The following is a 13676-nucleotide window of genomic DNA, read 5'->3' as shown; positions in this document are numbered from 1 at the left end:
TGGTCCGGATGGTCTTCATCGCCTCGCCCAGGGGCGGCGCGAGGGCGGCCAGAACGTCGACGGCCTCGTGTATGTAGCGGAACACCGTCGCGATGCCGACCCCGAACCCGGCCGCGAGCTGGGCGTAGGTGTCACCGCATCGCAGGTGCCCCAGGGCAAGCAGGGCCTGGCGGCCCGCGGTCAGGCGGCGCCATCGCCTACCGATTTCCCGCCTTCGGAAGACGAGTCGTCCGGTCAGGTACTGCAGGGTGCGGCTGGACAGGCCGATCGAGGACGGGCAGACAAGCACACGAGGCGCCTGGCAGCACGGTGGACCTTGGTCGTGACACCGTCTACCAGGAGCTTCGTCGTTACGCAGGACCGTCCAACTCGTGGCCCAGACCGCCAGATCGAAAAGAGCTCACTGTCACCCCGCACCGACCATTGGCGGATACCGGGTGACTCGGCTGACTCGTGCAGGGCTGCCCGGTCCCCGTCATCAAGACCGGCAGACTGCGCTTCCTGCTCGGCGGGCCCGGCAGTGCTCACAACTGCCGGGCTTCAGCCCAATCGCGGGGTGGGTCAGTCGACTGGGATGTCGTCTTCGATGTCTGAGATGAGCTTGGTGCTCAGGTCGCTCCGCACTGCCAATTGGGTCTGTCCGGCGTCGGGGCCGGTGCCCCAGGTCAACGTGACCGTGCAGGACAGGACCCCGCCACCGCTGTCGCGGTACTTCACCTCCCAGCGAGTGGCCACGTCCTGGGCGCGCAGGACGCCGTCGGCGTGGTTGGCCTCCTCCCAGGCAGCCAACCGCTGCCGCAAGTCCTCCGTGAGGTAGTGGGAGCGAAGCTGCGACCCCAGGTCGTCCGTACCGTCAGAGACGGCGTCGATGTAGGCGCCGTAGAAGTCGGCCACCCGGTCGACCGCGGAGTCCGGGCTCCCACCGCGGACCGCCTGCTCCGTCTGCGTCTCCGTCACGGAATCTCCTCTCACCAGTTCATCCACTCGGAACACTCCGATGCTCCCCCGGCAAGAAAGCCGCTCACATCCAAAACCCGTGTACATCACCCGACCGTGGGCACACGCGCCTCCCAAACCCGCGAGCAACAAAATTCACGACCCGCGGACAAAGCCAGCCCCTCCCAGCACCGCACGGCGAACAGCCCTCCCCTCAACGACACCACCCTGCCGGTGACGATCGGGCCGAAGACCGCACGTCGAGGCACCGTTGATACCGTCAGGAACGAACGGCCGCACGGCGGCTATGCGATGACCTTGGCCACCACGCCGGCGCCCACCGTCCGGCCGCCCTCACGGATCGCGAAGCGCAGCCCGTCGTCCATGGCGATGGGGTGGATCAGGGTGACCTTCATGTTGATGTTGTCGCCGGGCACGACCATGTCGACGCCTTCGGGCAGTTCGATGGTGCCGGTGACATCGGTGGTGCGGAAGTAGAACTGCGGGCGGTAGCCCTTGAAGAAGGGCGTGTGGCGGCCGCCCTCCTCCTTGCCCAGGATGTAGACCTCGGCCTCGAACTGCGTGTGCGGCTTGATCGAGCCGGGCTTGGCCAGGACACCTGGCCCCGCTCGATCTCCTCGCGCTTGATGCCCCGCAGCAGCACCCCGCAGTTCTCCCCGGCCCGTCCCTCATCCAGCAGCTTGCGGAACATCTCGACACCCGTGCAGGTCGACTTGACCGTCTCCTTGATCCCGACGATCTCGACCTCTTCGCCGACCTTGACGACGCCGCGCTCGATGCGGCCGGTGACCACCGTGCCGCGGCCGGCGATGGAGAAGACGTCCTCGATCGGCATCAGGAACGGCCTGTCGACGGCCCGCTCCGGCTCGGGTACGTAGGTGTCCAGATGTCCGGCCAGCTCGATGACCTTGGCCTCCCACTCCGCATCGCCCTCCAGAGCCTTGAGCGCGGAGCCATGGACGACCGGAAGGTCGTCACCGGGGAAGTCGTACTGCGAGAGCAGCTCCCGGACCTCCATCTCCACCAGCTCCAGCAGTTCCTCGTCGTCGACCATGTCGCACTTGTTCAGGAAGACCACGATGTACGGCACCCCGACCTGGCGGGCCAGCAGAATGTGCTCCCGGGTCTGCGGCATCGGGCCGTCGGTGGCCGCGACCACGAGAATCGCGGCGTCCATCTGCGCCGCACCCGTGATCATGTTCTTGACGTAGTCGGCGTGGCCGGGGCAGTCCACGTGCGAGTAGTGACGGGTGGGAGTGTCGTACTCGACGTGGCTGGTATTGATCGTGACCCCGCGCGCCTTCTCCTCCGGGGTGTTGTCGATCTGGTCAAACGCGCGGGCCGAACCGCCGTACGTCTTCGCGAGTACCGTGGTGAGGGCAGCGGTCAGCGTGGTCTTCCCGTGATCCACATGGCCGATCGTCCCCACGTTCACATGGGGCTTGGTGCGCTCGAACTTCTCCTTGGACAAGGGATGCCTCGATCCTCCTGGGCGACCGAACCATAATCACGCTAGGTAGTCAAACGACTACAGGTAAAGCTCAAGATCAAGCCATCCAGTGGCCAACCGGAGCAAAGGGAGGCAGACAGACATCGCGGTCTCCGCGCCAACGCCCGTCAGCCTGCTGGAGAAGGTCTCCTGCAGTACCCGGCTCGCCGAGATACTGCCTGCCGCCGGTGACACCCACTGCGCTCGCCGCCAACAGCACCCGATAGCGATTCAAGCCACCTGAAACCATCGCTTCTCCAGTCCGGCGACGCCTGCACGATGGGCTTCTGCCCAGCGGACGGCTTCCGGCACCCCGCGCTTCGGATGATCAATGCACCAGAGCAGCACGCCGAGCGCCAACTCGACTGCCCTGGCTGCCGACTCAGCCGAGTAGTCGACGTGCTCCTGGGCAGTGCGCATGCCTCGCGGATGAAGACGAGAGGGCTTGGGAACGGCCTCGGCGTGTACCGCTGCATCCCGGAGATCGAAAAGCCAGGAGAACTCGGCGACCCATGTGGTGTTGACGGGGCCCGTATCGAAAGCCCGCTTGAGGGCTTCTCGGATCGCGGTTGGTCGGTTCGGTCGTTTCCCGGGCCACCACTTCCGGATCGACGGAGGCACCCCCGTGGAGCCGAACAGGGCGTCCAGGGAGAAGGACGCGGCAGCAACAGCGCACATCGACGCCTGGAATTCCCGGACCACGGAACCCGGTATCTTGCCGCCGCCCGGCTGCACCGGTTCACTGCGTACCCGGCGTGCCGTAAGAGCCTGATCTATCGCGATCTCCGCCCAGCGCAGCCACAGATGGGCTGTGATCTCCATCGACAGCTCTTCCGCCGTGCTCGCCTCCACGACAGCCTGGAGACCTAGCGCCATGTTGACCCGGCTGCCCCCGCACTGCGGGCACCTGCGTTCTCCGGGCAAAACCGGCTGAAGTTCGGCCGGCGGATACCCATGCCCGCACTCTGCGCAGGTTTTTTGAGCCACAAAACGACACTAGCGAAACAAGGATCTCGGCGGACGGTCTTTCCCCGCTCCTGGCCTCGATCGTCCGCCGTACACCGTTGGCTGCCACCACCAGCCACTGCGTCATCGCCACACCGGAATAGCGCCCGTGCCCGGCACAAGTCGGCACGTCACAGGGGAGGCAGGCTTGCCCGGCGCATTCCGCAACCTGTCTTGAGCCACTAACTCTTGCGTTCGGCGAGGAATTGCAGCGTCCACTTCTGGCTGTCGTGGCCGTTGCACGGTTCGATCACGGCCCAGGAGCCGTTGCGGTTCTGCTCCCGGGACACATCCAGGCAGTCACCGGTCTGCTCGTTGATGATCGCCGCCGCGCCAGGATCGGTCTTCCAGTACTCCACCCGCCATTTCTGACTGCTCTGGTGCAGACAGCTCCACTCGTTGAGCCAGTCCCCGGGACCCGTGTTCTGGCCTCGCCTCATGTCCAGGCATTTGTGTGTGACCGGGTTGCCGATCCAGAAGGCGCCACCGCCGCCCGGGATGAACTCGAATGCCTGGTTGCCCGCATGGTGGTTGTCATACAGCAGGATGTGCGTGCCGTTGTCCGGCCGCTCCCGGTCGATGTCGAGGATCCGTTCGGCACCCCGCGCGCTGTACGAGTGGTAGTTCCCCAGCGAGAACGCGGCACCCCGGAGCGGGATGGCGCCGAACTCCACCGGGAGATGGTCGGCGGAGATCCCGTTCATCGCGTGTCCGGTGTACAGCGGAACGCCGCGACTGGCCACCATGTAATCCCACTCGCCGCCGTTCAGGTGGGTGGTCACCCCGGGCCGGTATACGTGAGTGTCCGCCGGTAGCCTGCCGTGCAGGCTGTCTGGATCCCGGTTGAAATCACCGAGGACCGCGTAGTCGTATCCGGCCCGCCGCTGGTCGCGGTCGATCACCTCGATCTGGCCGGGGATGTCCGGACCGTGGCCACGAGCCAGGCCATGCACGTTGTTGAAGATCGTTTGGCCGAACCTGACCCCGAGTGAAGCGCGGCTGTTCGGCAGGGTGGGAGCCGTGACCCAGACCTGGTCATCGGTCGGCGCATCGTGTGTCACGAAGGCCAGATTGACCCGATGGCCCGCCGGGTCGGTTTCCAGGAAGTACACATGCCGCAGGACCGGCGAGTCCGGTGTGCCGAAATTGCGCAGATAGTGGTACACCGTGTGGCCGTTGGCCCTGATGTTCTCCTGCCAGTGGAAGATGCCGTTCCGGTCCATCGGCGGGATCGGTCCGGCCTCCTGGATCGCCACCACGTCGTGGCCACGGGTCAGCTGGAGCACGTCGTTGCTCCACTTCGGGGTCACGTCCCCACCCTGACCGCCCTCCATGTTGTAGGACACCGGGTGGTGTTCTTCCAGGTTCTTCGCGATCGCGGTCCCGAAGCTCGCTGTCAGCAGACCCGCGACGAGTGCCGCTACGGTCCCCAGCCGTGTGATGACGACAAGCACTTTCCGTGTCGGTCTCATAATCGGGAAGCAAACGGCGGCAGTTGAGTTATTCCGCCCTGGGGCCGCCACCAACTCGACCTGGTTGTTGTTGCACCGGGAGCGGACCGTCTGGTGGCGGCGCGGGGAGAAGTGTTCGCAGACGACATACTGTCGAGCCCCGGGTTCTGTGGAGACTGAGTCAACTGGCTTTCTGGAGTGACTCAGGAGGTTCGGCCGCATTTAGGGCCGCCTCGTGCCCGGCGGGAGTCACGTGGCCGAGCTCGCCGTGCAGGCGTCGCTGATTGAACCAGTCGGTGTACTCGGCGACGGCGACCTCGGCGTCTGTGATGCCGGTCAAAACCCGTCGCGGCAAACTCACCCCCGAACAGCGCGCCACCCTCGCGCAGTTCGGTGTGGAATGGGCGTGACACGGCATATCGCTAGTGCTGCGTTACTCATAGGACGTACACATAGCGACGCCTGCGTGTGCGGGTGGGAGGTGCTGGTCGTCCCCAGATCCAGGGTCGGGCACGGGTGTTGAGCTGGGCAGTGGCCAGCTCGGTGGCGTGCGCGATGTCGTGGGGGTTGCAGAAGGAACGGCCGGCCAACGCGGTCTTGCGGAAGAGACGCCACCAGCCTTCTTGCACGTTGAGCCAGCAGGCACCGACCGGGATGAAGGCGTGGCGGATGCGCGGGTGGTCTTCCAGCCAGGTCCTGGTGGACACGCTGCGGTGTGCAGACAGGTTGTCGGTGACGGTCCAGATCGGCCCCGTCGGGTTGGCCTGCTCCACGCGCTCCAGAAACTGCTGGTGGCAGAAGCTGCTGCGGGACGGCGCGGTCATCGTGACCTGTATGCCGTCGCGGATCCGCAGGCCGCCGAAGACCCAAGCCTTCTCCGGGCCCCGGCCATAGTCGAGTTCGGACTTGATCCGGTGTCCGTCCGGCGACCAGCCCGGTCCGGGTGGAAAAGTCCGCGGGATCACCGGCCCGAACTCGTCCGCACAGATCACCGTCGCGTCGGGCGGCGGGGCGGTGTACAGGCCGAAGATCCGCGTTCTTTTGGGACGAAGTCCGGGTCGGCCGAACGCGTCCAGGAACGCGGACGGCGCCACCGCGCCCCCTCAGCCAGGAGGATCCGGCGCACCCGCGAGCGGCTGACCTGGATGCCGCCAGCCTGGGCTGCGGCCGCCAGGATGTCCAGCGCCCACTCCGCCGCCCCCAACTCGTCCCGCGCCCACAGCTCGTCCACGGGTTCCCATCGCAGGCTCCCCGGCGGCAGCAACTTGACCAGCGCAATGACCCGAAAACGCTCCTGCTCGGTGATCCGGCGTTTACGGCCCTGCCCGCCCAGGTCCTCAAGTCCCGCAATGCCAGCCCGGTTGAAACGGTGCAGCCAGCAGCGCACCGTTTTGGGACTGCACCCCAACACCATCGTCAGACACCCACCCCGAGCACCCGCACCCGCCCCGCTACCAGCGCTCTTACCCACTCAAACAGGAACGCAGCAATAGAGCCCGTCCGGCGGATATGGAGCCGCTTGCGTGCGGCTGGCGGGGCGCCAGGGCCGAGGTCGTTCCTGAGGCCGATTCTTCGTTACGCGGTTGCGTTGTTGGGAGCCGGCATCAGGGCGTCCCACAGGGCCGTGGCCTTGCCGCGGTTTCGTGCGCCGAGTTCTTCCAGGTACCAGTCCTGGCCGAGGAGCTGCTTCACGCGTGGGACGGCCTCGCCGTCGGGGCCGCTGTAGTAGTGGACCTTCGTGGTGTTGCCGTCGGTGACCATGCGGAGCATGACCTCGGCAGTGAGGGCCGGGTCGGAGCGGACGAGGTTCAGTGACGCGAAGGTGTTCCAGGAAGCGGTGTAGTCCTCCGGAGCGTTTTCGGCGCGGTCGACCTTGCTGAAGATTTTGGTCTCGTGGCTGCCGGGGTGCAGTGCCTTGACCGAGACGCCGAACTCGGCGAGTTCCGCGTGCAGGCCCTCACTGAGGGAGGCGACGGCGGCCTTCGACGCCTGACACACCGAGGTGTACGGGAATCCCGCGTCGGCGCTGATGGAGCTGACGTTGACGATGACGCCCGAGCGCTGCTTGCGGAAGATCGGAACGACTGCCTTGTTCAGTGCGATCAGCCCGAAGACGTTGGTCTGGAACTGCCGGTGGACCTGGTCCATCGTGGTGGCTTCCAGCGGGCCGCCCTGGAAGTACCCGGCATTGTTGATCAGCGCGTCCAGTCGGCCGAACTGCGACAGCGCAAGATCGCCGAAGCCCAGGTCGGCGCCCTCGTCGTCGACGTCCAGCAGGAGCGTTTTGACGTTGTCCAGTCCGGCGTGTGCGTCCAGGTCCGCTTCCTTGCGGACGGTGGCCACGACGTTCCATCCGGCCTCGGCGAAGCGGCGCACACTCAGGTACCCGAACCCGCTCGCAGTGCCGGTGATGGCGATGGTCTTCGCAGACATCGGAAAGCCCTTTCGATGAGGTGAGTGCGATCCCCCTCCGACTTAGTGAAACAGTGGTTCACTAAGTCCGCAAACTCAACGCACCCACGTTGCGTTAACGTGCTCACATGACTACACAGCCGTTCCAGCGCGCCCGGCGCCCGGAACACAAGGAACAGCGCCGGCAGGACATCCTGGAAGCCGCCGCCACGCTGGGGCTGCGTGATGGCGTCCGGCAGGTGACCCTCACCGACGTCGCCGCCGAGGCGGGCGTCCACAAGTCGGCGGTGCTGCGCTACTTCGCCTCACGCGAAGCGGTCTTCCTCCTGCTCGCAGCGGACGGCTGGCAGGACTGGGCCGATGCCGTCGAGGAGAGCCTGCAAGGCTCGGAGGAACCTGCCGCAGCCGCGGCCGTACTCGTCACCACGCTCGCCGAACGCCCCCTCTTCTGCGACCTGCTCGCCCACGCCCAGCTCAACCTGGAACGCGGGGTGACCCAGGAGCAGGTCCGCGACTTCAAGGTCACTGCCCTCGACGCCGTCGACCGCATCTCCCGCGCCTTGAGCGCCGCGTTGCCGTGGCTGGCCCGGGGGCGGGCGGTCGACGTGATCGCCGGTGCCACCGCGATGGCGGCACAGCAGTGGCAGACCTCGAATCCGCCGGAAACCCTGGCCCGGCTGTATGCCGAGGACCCGCTCTTCGCCCATGTAGCATCCGAGTTCGCGCCCCGGCTCACACGGTTGGTGACCCTGCTTCTGACAGGGGCCGCGGCGACTTCAGGAGGCGAGCCGTAGAAACACGGCGGCACAAAATCCGCCGGACAGGCCCTAGCGAGGCCGGTGAGGCGCGCCGAGGCTGTGGCGCAGTTCCTCCCAGGTCTCGGGTCCGACGACGCCGTCGACGGGCAGTCCGCGGCGCTCCTCGAAGCTCCTGACCGCTTCTTCCACATGGGCGTCGAACGTGCCGTGGGTCTCGTCGTCCCAGCTGAAGTCGATGTAGCCCCAGAAGTCGAGGAGGCACCGGGCCTCCCTGACCGCGGGTCCGTGGTCGCCGAGGCGAACGGTTCGTGGTGTGACGGTGCCGTCGAAGCCGCACGCGACGCCCTCGATCGGCACCTTGGGTTCCGTCTCCGCCGACGCGGTCGTGGTGCCGAGGGCCGTGACGGCGGCCAGAGCCGCAGAAACGAAGGCTGTGGATACGGCTAATCTACGTGTTGATTTCATGGCGAAATACACCCCTTTGGTGTTCTGCGCCCCGGTCTGGGACGTGTGCCTTGAGGCTATGGATCACTAGTCGGGCGCGGCCACCCAATTAGCGGGTGCTCGTAGGGGGTTGGTCGGCAATACGGGCCTGGTGCCCTCGGCTCCGGGGCGTACGCCCTGTGCGGTGCCGCCACGGAGCGGGACCCGGTGATCCAAGGCTTTGGCCGGTTCGATGACTGACACGGTCGGCCCAGCCTGGCGACGGCGGCGCGGCGCGGCTTCGGCGGCCCGACAGGGCCAAGCTGAGAAGCCGAGCCGTCTCGCCTATGAGCAGTGATGCGCTGTGAGGCGACGCGCGTCCTGGGAGGCGTCGGGGACTGCTGGCGTGCGTGCCAGATCCCGAGCGCCCCGGCAGGACCCGTCGGACACGCCCTAGCCACACACCGCCCCTTGGGCAGGGCAGTCGTTACGGGTCCGCGTGAGGGATCATGCGGACCGGATACCGCACAGGGCGGCCCGCAGGCGACGGCCCTCCTCCGATGCGGGGACTTTGACCCGCTCGGGATCCATGGAGGCAAGCCGGGCCACAGCCGCACTCTGACCATGGCCGCGCACATGTGCGACATGCAGCCGGTGCAGGGCTTTGTAGAGCGCCTGGGAGACACCGGGCCTGAGCGCGACCACGAACGGGCCCGCCACTGCCCGCAGTTCCGCGACCGGATCCACCACCCGCGCCGTCCTCCGGCGCCGGTAGGCCTTCTGCCGGCAGCGCGCATCACAGTACGCAGAATCGGCACGCCCAGCCGTAACGGGCGTGCCGCAGCTGCCGCACGGGCGGCCCGAACCCCTGCCGCCATTACGTCTACGCGTGAGAGAGGTCCAGCACGCCCGCGAGCGCATCACCCCCTTCAGGAGCTTGCCCGCACGCCAGACACGGATCGGGCGGCAGGAGCGCCCCGCGGCCGGCCTGGCGGTGGCCGGTTGCCCGGCCACCGCCACGCTTACACCTACCTGCTCACTTCCAGATCAGGCCCTGGCCGTTCGTCATGAACGGGTCGCCCCAGTACTCCGCGGACACGACCTTCGTCGTGGCCGACGGGGCCAGCGCGATCGCGCAGCCCGCCTGCGTCTTGCCGTTCGTGAAGCCCTTCGGCAGCGAGTCGCTGGGGCACTTCTCGAACGAGCCGATGATCATCAGGTCCTGCGCCTCGGTGCCGTCCCCGAGGCGGCCCTTGATGTGGCCCACGGAGGCGTACGCCAGGTCGGTGGTGCCGACGTTCTTGACCGAGTAGTGGATGTAGTACGGGACCTTGCCGGCCGCCTTGTCACCGAGCTTGAGCGGCGTCAGGTCGGCGGGGGCGCCCTGCTCGATCGAGGTGACGGTCAGCGCGATCCTGCCCTTGGTGGTGGTGCCGTACTTGAACGGGAACTGCGCCGCCTCGCCGATCTTGAAGGTCTGCCCGCCCTTCGCGTCACCGGCGGCCCCGCCCTGATCGGCGGGGGAGCTCGGCCGGGCCGACTGATCGGGCTGCGACGACGGCGACGGTGAACTCGGCGCGGTCGTCGGGCCCTTGGCCGCCCCGTCCGAGCTGTCGCCGCTCTTGCACGCACTCAGTGCCAGCAAACCGACGACGACCAGACCGGCCGCACCCAGCGTGGTGGCCTTGCGCATGGCGAAGATGCTCATTGTTCGTACTCCCCCGTGAGACATGTGACTGTGGAACGCCTGTGGCGCTCTCCGCGAACAGAGTTCCTAGTCCAGGAGCGACCGGCTCCGCCATGCCGATGACCGATTTGCGTAGGGTCGTGGCCGATTCATGACCGCTTCAATACCAAAGCGCTACGAGGCCCGTACGTATCCCCACAGCTTCAGCAGCACGCCGCGCCAGCTCCAGCCGACCTCCAGGACCGCGTCCCGCAGGGAGTTCTTCAGGTCCGCCGCGGAATTGAAGCGGAACGTCCCGACCCGGCGGCGACGGCCGTCCGGCCCCCCGCTCGTACGTCCACTCCTGCGTGTGGGCGGACAGCGGAAATCCCGTGTCCACCATCAGCGGGGGCCGCCGCCCTGTGACGGGTACTGCCTGCCTGGCGTTGCGCTTCGTGATGTCAGAGGTACCAGGACTGGTCGTTCCTGCCGTTGCAGCCCCACTGGATCGCTTCGGCGCCCTGGCCATTGCTGCCGTTCAGGATGCCGAGGCACTGGCCGGACTTCTTGTTGACGAAGCGGTAGGTCCCGGTCTGCGGACCGTTGTAGACCATGTGCCACTTCTGGTCGTCGTTTCCGTTGCAGCCCCACTGGATGGCGCGGGCGCCCTGGGCGGTGCTTCCGCCGTCGATACCGAGGCACTCGCCGTCATTGGAGTTGGTGAGGGTGATGTAGATGTCGCCGGCCCCTTGGAAGGACCACTTCTGGTCGTCGTTTCCGTTGCAGCCCCACTGGATCGCGTGGGCGCCCCAGGAGCTGCTGCCGTTCAGGATGCCCAGGCACTGATTCGAGTTGAAGTTGTGAAGCGTTGAGGGCGCGGCCATGGCCGAGGGGGCGGCGACGAGGGCAGCGGCACCCGCGAGCGCGAGGCCCGCCGAAACGGCGCTGATTCGTCCAAGGATGCGTGTCATGGAGATGTCCCTTTTCAAAAGTGACGCAGACCAAGAGATCTGCGTGCGTGTGCCGCGCCTGCCGTGCCGTGCCTGTGAGACGTCGTGCCTGGCCAGACGTTTGGTGATGGGACATCTGTAGCAGCGCGTGACACGCGTCCCGCTGTCTCAAGGATGTGAGAACGTCCCGACTCCGTCCCGAGAAGAAGCTGGGACGCTGCATGGGATGTCGTGAGCAGCCGCAGATCCAAGTCAGGCGGGAACGAAGCAACCACAGACGTCGTCGAGGTTGAACCCGGTCGGCTCTACGTCCCTCCGCCTCGCGGCGACCAGAATGCGTTCGGCCGACCTCCCACGCCGCCCAGACGCAGCCGCCGGCCGGGTCCTGCCACATCGGATCCGGCAGGTCAGCCACTACCCGCTCGGCCGGTGGCTCTCCGACCAGCGCCGCGCGCTGCAGGCCGGGCAGATGAACAGCAAGCGGGCCGACGAACTGCAGGCGCTGGGGGTCGCGTGGGACACCGCCGACGCCCAGTCCGCCGAGAACCTCGCGGCCGCGCGCCTACTACGCGAAGACCGGCACGCTGGCCGCGCCCCGACATGCCACCGTGCTCGACAAGCCGGTCGGGCAGTGGTTCACCAGCATCCGCCGTCGCAGATCGGGAATCGGGCCCCGCTCACCGAGCGGGAGGTACGCCTCGACCAAGCCCCACTCACCGGCCGTCAGATGACCACTTGAAGGCGGACACCTCGCCTCAACCTGAAGTTGGAAACAGCTCACTGTCGCCTTGAGCACGCCGATCAGCTTCTCCGTTCCCCTCAGGCTCCCCGGGCAGCCCCGCCCGCACCGGTGCAACAGGGAGCACGTCATGGAGGAGTTGAGAGAAGACCACGACGACGGAACGGTCGCCAGGGTCGCGGCGATCGATATCGCCAAGGCGTCCGGGATGGTCTGCCTGCGAGTCCCGCACGACACCATCGAAGGCCGGCGGATCCAGCAGGTCTGGACGGTCGCCTCGACCACCAACGCGATCCTGGAACTCGGCGACCGGCTCATCTGCCAGGGCGTCGAGCGGGTAGTGATGGAAGCGACGGGCTCGTACTGGCGCCCGTTCTTCTACCTGCTGGAAGCCTGCGGCCTCGACTGCTGGCTCGTGAACGCGCGGGACGTGAAGAACGTCCCCGGCCGTCCCAAGACCGACAAGCTGGACGCGGTCTGGCTGGCCAAGCTCGCCGAACGCGGCATGGTACGCGCCTCGTTCGTCCCGCCCAAGCCGGTCCGGCGACTGCGGGACTTCACCCGCACCCGCACCGTGTTCGTCCAGGAGCGCACCCGGCACAAGCACCGTGTGGACAAGGCCCTGCAGGGCGCGCAGATCAAACTGTCCGGGCCGTCTCCGCCCTGTTCGGCCTGTCGGGGCGGGCCATGATGAACGCCATGGTCGCCGGCGAACGCAACCCTCGTGCCCTCGCAGAGCTCGCCCAGGGCAGTCTCGTCAAGAAGGAAGACGGCCCTGGCCGAGGCTCTCACAGGGCAGTTCGAGGACCACCATGCACGACTGCTCGGGGTGCTGCTGTCCACCGTCGACCATCTGACCGGCCAGATCCACGAACTCGACCGACTCATCGCCCAGGCCCTGGAGGAGATCACCACCCCGCACGACGGTCCGGGCGCCGGGGACGGGCCGACCGCCCCAGTGAGTGCACGGGTCCTGGCGGAGAAGCTGGACGCCGTCCCTGGCATCGGGCCGACCACCGCGCAGATCATCCTCGCCGAGATCGGCGCGGACATGAGCCGCTTTCCCACCCCCGAACACCTCGTCTCCTGGGCGGAGTTGTGCCCCCGCACCATCCAGTCCGGGGCAAAGAACACCGCGGGCCCGGCCGGACAGGGCAACCCCTGGCTCAAGGGCGCCCTCGGTGAAGCCGCCAACGCCGCAGCCCTCACCGACACCTTCCTCGGCGCCCGTTACCGCCGCATCGTCAAACGCCGCGGACACGCCAAAGCACTCGTTGCTGTCGCCCGCTCGATACTCGTCAATGCCTGGCACCTGATCAACGACCCGGACGCCTCCTACCAAGAGCTTGATGCCGACTGGCACCGGCGCCATCTCGATCCCGCCCGCAAGACCCTCGACCTCGTCCGCCAGCTCCAGGCCCTCGGCCACCACGTCGCACCCGCGTCAGCCTGACCGCCCCGTCCCACCGACATCCGGTCCGCAAGCGGCCCGGATGCTGTCGCCTGCCCGGCTGAGCTTCGTTTTTCCGACTAGCTTCACCAAACCGGCACATCGCAGTTGGACGGTGCGCACCCGGCGCTGCGGCAGCCTGGCGAAGCGCTCTGCCAGGCCGAGGTCGTCCAGCAGCGCCGGGGTGGAGGGGTGGACGGTGTCGCCGCGGAAGTCGCGCAGGAAGTCGCCGTGCTTCTCCAGCACTGTCACGTCGATGCCGGACCGGGCCAGCAGCAGGGCGGCACCATGCCCGCGGGGCCGCCGCCCACGACGCAGCACGTGGTCTGTTCCGTGGCAGTCCTGCCCTTCGGAAGAGCAGTGAGTCAGCAGCAGA

General features: G+C 67.2%; 16 protein-coding genes and 2 pseudogenes. 4 read left to right on the top strand and 14 right to left on the bottom strand.

Features of this window, described 5'->3' with window-relative positions:
• The 9 genes and pseudogenes from ADK54_RS40390 to ADK54_RS40365 form a co-directional block, all read right to left on the bottom strand.
• The coding region (locus tag ADK54_RS40390) for an IS5 family transposase (protein WP_053730845.1) at window positions 1–289 on the bottom strand (289 nt) is incomplete at its 3' end.
• A 272-nt stretch (window positions 290–561) separates the two neighbouring features.
• Window positions 562–957: a hypothetical protein gene (locus ADK54_RS40385; RefSeq protein WP_053730844.1), complete on the bottom strand. Its 396-nt coding sequence runs from the start codon at window positions 955–957 to the stop codon at window positions 562–564.
• Window positions 958–1241: 284 nt separating this feature from the next.
• Window positions 1242–2428, bottom strand: a pseudogene (gene tuf / locus ADK54_RS40380) (elongation factor Tu).
• Between the two features lie 249 nt (window positions 2429–2677).
• Window positions 2678–3298, bottom strand: a complete 621-nt coding sequence (locus tag ADK54_RS46530; protein WP_159048040.1) for a hypothetical protein — start codon at window positions 3296–3298, stop codon at window positions 2678–2680.
• A 335-nt stretch (window positions 3299–3633) separates the two neighbouring features.
• A complete protein-coding gene (locus ADK54_RS40375) occupies window positions 3634–4923 on the bottom strand; it encodes an RICIN domain-containing protein (RefSeq protein ID WP_159048039.1) in 1290 nt (429 codons plus the stop codon).
• 160 nt (window positions 4924–5083) lie between these two features.
• A complete protein-coding gene (locus tag ADK54_RS46525; RefSeq protein ID WP_159048038.1) occupies window positions 5084–5242 on the bottom strand; it encodes an IS3 family transposase in 159 nt (52 codons plus the stop codon).
• Window positions 5243–5339: 97 nt separating this feature from the next.
• Window positions 5340–5996 carry a transposase gene (locus tag ADK54_RS40370; protein ID WP_234392412.1) on the bottom strand — a complete coding sequence of 219 codons (657 nt, stop codon included), beginning with the start codon at window positions 5994–5996 and terminating at the stop codon, window positions 5340–5342.
• Window positions 5891–6316, bottom strand: coding sequence for a helix-turn-helix domain-containing protein (locus ADK54_RS44395; protein ID WP_078967023.1), 426 nt, complete (start codon window positions 6314–6316; stop codon window positions 5891–5893). The genes ADK54_RS40370 and ADK54_RS44395 overlap by 106 nt, the downstream gene beginning before the upstream one ends.
• A gap of 161 nt (window positions 6317–6477) precedes the next feature.
• Complete coding sequence (locus tag ADK54_RS40365; protein ID WP_053730842.1) at window positions 6478–7335, bottom strand: SDR family oxidoreductase; 858 nt, start codon at window positions 7333–7335, stop codon at window positions 6478–6480.
• A 107-nt stretch (window positions 7336–7442) separates the two neighbouring features.
• On the opposite strand from ADK54_RS40365, the gene ADK54_RS40360 reads away from it, so the two are divergent.
• Window positions 7443–8108 carry a TetR family transcriptional regulator gene (locus tag ADK54_RS40360; protein WP_053730841.1) on the top strand — a complete coding sequence of 222 codons (666 nt, stop codon included), beginning with the start codon at window positions 7443–7445 and terminating at the stop codon, window positions 8106–8108.
• 33 nt (window positions 8109–8141) lie between these two features.
• Here the strand turns inward: ADK54_RS40360 and ADK54_RS40355 are convergent, their stop codons facing one another.
• The 4 genes from ADK54_RS40355 to ADK54_RS40345 all read right to left on the bottom strand — a co-directional run bounded on the left by ADK54_RS40355 (window position 8142) and on the right by ADK54_RS40345 (window position 11132).
• Complete coding sequence (locus ADK54_RS40355; RefSeq protein ID WP_078967022.1) at window positions 8142–8537, bottom strand: peptidoglycan-binding domain-containing protein; 396 nt, start codon at window positions 8535–8537, stop codon at window positions 8142–8144.
• Window positions 8538–9002: 465 nt separating this feature from the next.
• Window positions 9003–9245, bottom strand: a complete 243-nt coding sequence (locus tag ADK54_RS46520) for a hypothetical protein (protein ID WP_159048037.1) — start codon at window positions 9243–9245, stop codon at window positions 9003–9005.
• A 286-nt stretch (window positions 9246–9531) separates the two neighbouring features.
• Window positions 9532–10203, bottom strand: coding sequence for a hypothetical protein (locus tag ADK54_RS40350; protein WP_053730839.1), 672 nt, complete (start codon window positions 10201–10203; stop codon window positions 9532–9534).
• 419 nt (window positions 10204–10622) lie between these two features.
• Entirely contained in the window at window positions 10623–11132 is a 510-nt protein-coding gene (locus ADK54_RS40345; RefSeq protein WP_053730838.1) for an RICIN domain-containing protein, read from the bottom strand.
• A gap of 313 nt (window positions 11133–11445) precedes the next feature.
• On the opposite strand from ADK54_RS40345, the gene ADK54_RS45445 reads away from it, so the two are divergent.
• The 3 genes from ADK54_RS45445 to ADK54_RS48060 all read left to right on the top strand — a co-directional run bounded on the left by ADK54_RS45445 (window position 11446) and on the right by ADK54_RS48060 (window position 13303).
• A complete protein-coding gene (locus ADK54_RS45445) occupies window positions 11446–11850 on the top strand; it encodes a helicase associated domain-containing protein (protein WP_159048036.1) in 405 nt (134 codons plus the stop codon).
• A gap of 130 nt (window positions 11851–11980) precedes the next feature.
• Window positions 11981–12541: an IS110 family transposase gene (locus tag ADK54_RS48065; protein WP_234392411.1), complete on the top strand. Its 561-nt coding sequence runs from the start codon at window positions 11981–11983 to the stop codon at window positions 12539–12541.
• 33 nt (window positions 12542–12574) lie between these two features.
• Entirely contained in the window at window positions 12575–13303 is a 729-nt protein-coding gene (locus ADK54_RS48060; RefSeq protein ID WP_234392410.1) for a transposase, read from the top strand.
• A gap of 102 nt (window positions 13304–13405) precedes the next feature.
• Here ADK54_RS48060 and ADK54_RS44385 read toward each other — a convergent pair.
• A pseudogene (locus tag ADK54_RS44385) lies at window positions 13406–13590 on the bottom strand (FAD-dependent monooxygenase); the annotation flags it as partial.
• Window positions 13591–13676: the final 86 nt, after the last annotated feature.

The organism is Streptomyces sp. WM6378 (assembly GCF_001279695.1).
In the GTDB taxonomy this organism is placed as follows: Bacteria; Actinomycetota; Actinomycetes; order Streptomycetales; family Streptomycetaceae; genus Streptomyces.
This window is presented reverse-complemented; position numbering and strand designations above follow the sequence as displayed.

Excerpts from the sequence above, each read along its gene's own strand:
- ADK54_RS40375 (WP_159048039.1), bottom strand. The coding sequence starts at position 4,923 with ATGAGACCGACACGGAAAGTGCTTGTCGTCATCACACGGCTGGGGACC.
- ADK54_RS44395 (WP_078967023.1), bottom strand. The coding sequence starts at position 6,316 with ATGGTGTTGGGGTGCAGTCCCAAAACGGTGCGCTGCTGGCTGCACCGT.
- ADK54_RS40365 (WP_053730842.1), bottom strand. The coding sequence starts at position 7,335 with ATGTCTGCGAAGACCATCGCCATCACCGGCACTGCGAGCGGGTTCGGG.
- ADK54_RS40360 (WP_053730841.1), top strand. The coding sequence starts at position 7,443 with ATGACTACACAGCCGTTCCAGCGCGCCCGGCGCCCGGAACACAAGGAA.
- ADK54_RS40355 (WP_078967022.1), bottom strand. The coding sequence starts at position 8,537 with ATGAAATCAACACGTAGATTAGCCGTATCCACAGCCTTCGTTTCTGCG.
- ADK54_RS40350 (WP_053730839.1), bottom strand. The coding sequence starts at position 10,203 with ATGAGCATCTTCGCCATGCGCAAGGCCACCACGCTGGGTGCGGCCGGT.
- ADK54_RS40345 (WP_053730838.1), bottom strand. The coding sequence starts at position 11,132 with ATGACACGCATCCTTGGACGAATCAGCGCCGTTTCGGCGGGCCTCGCG.
- ADK54_RS45445 (WP_159048036.1), top strand. The coding sequence starts at position 11,446 with ATGCGTTCGGCCGACCTCCCACGCCGCCCAGACGCAGCCGCCGGCCGG.
- ADK54_RS48065 (WP_234392411.1), top strand. The coding sequence starts at position 11,981 with ATGGAGGAGTTGAGAGAAGACCACGACGACGGAACGGTCGCCAGGGTC.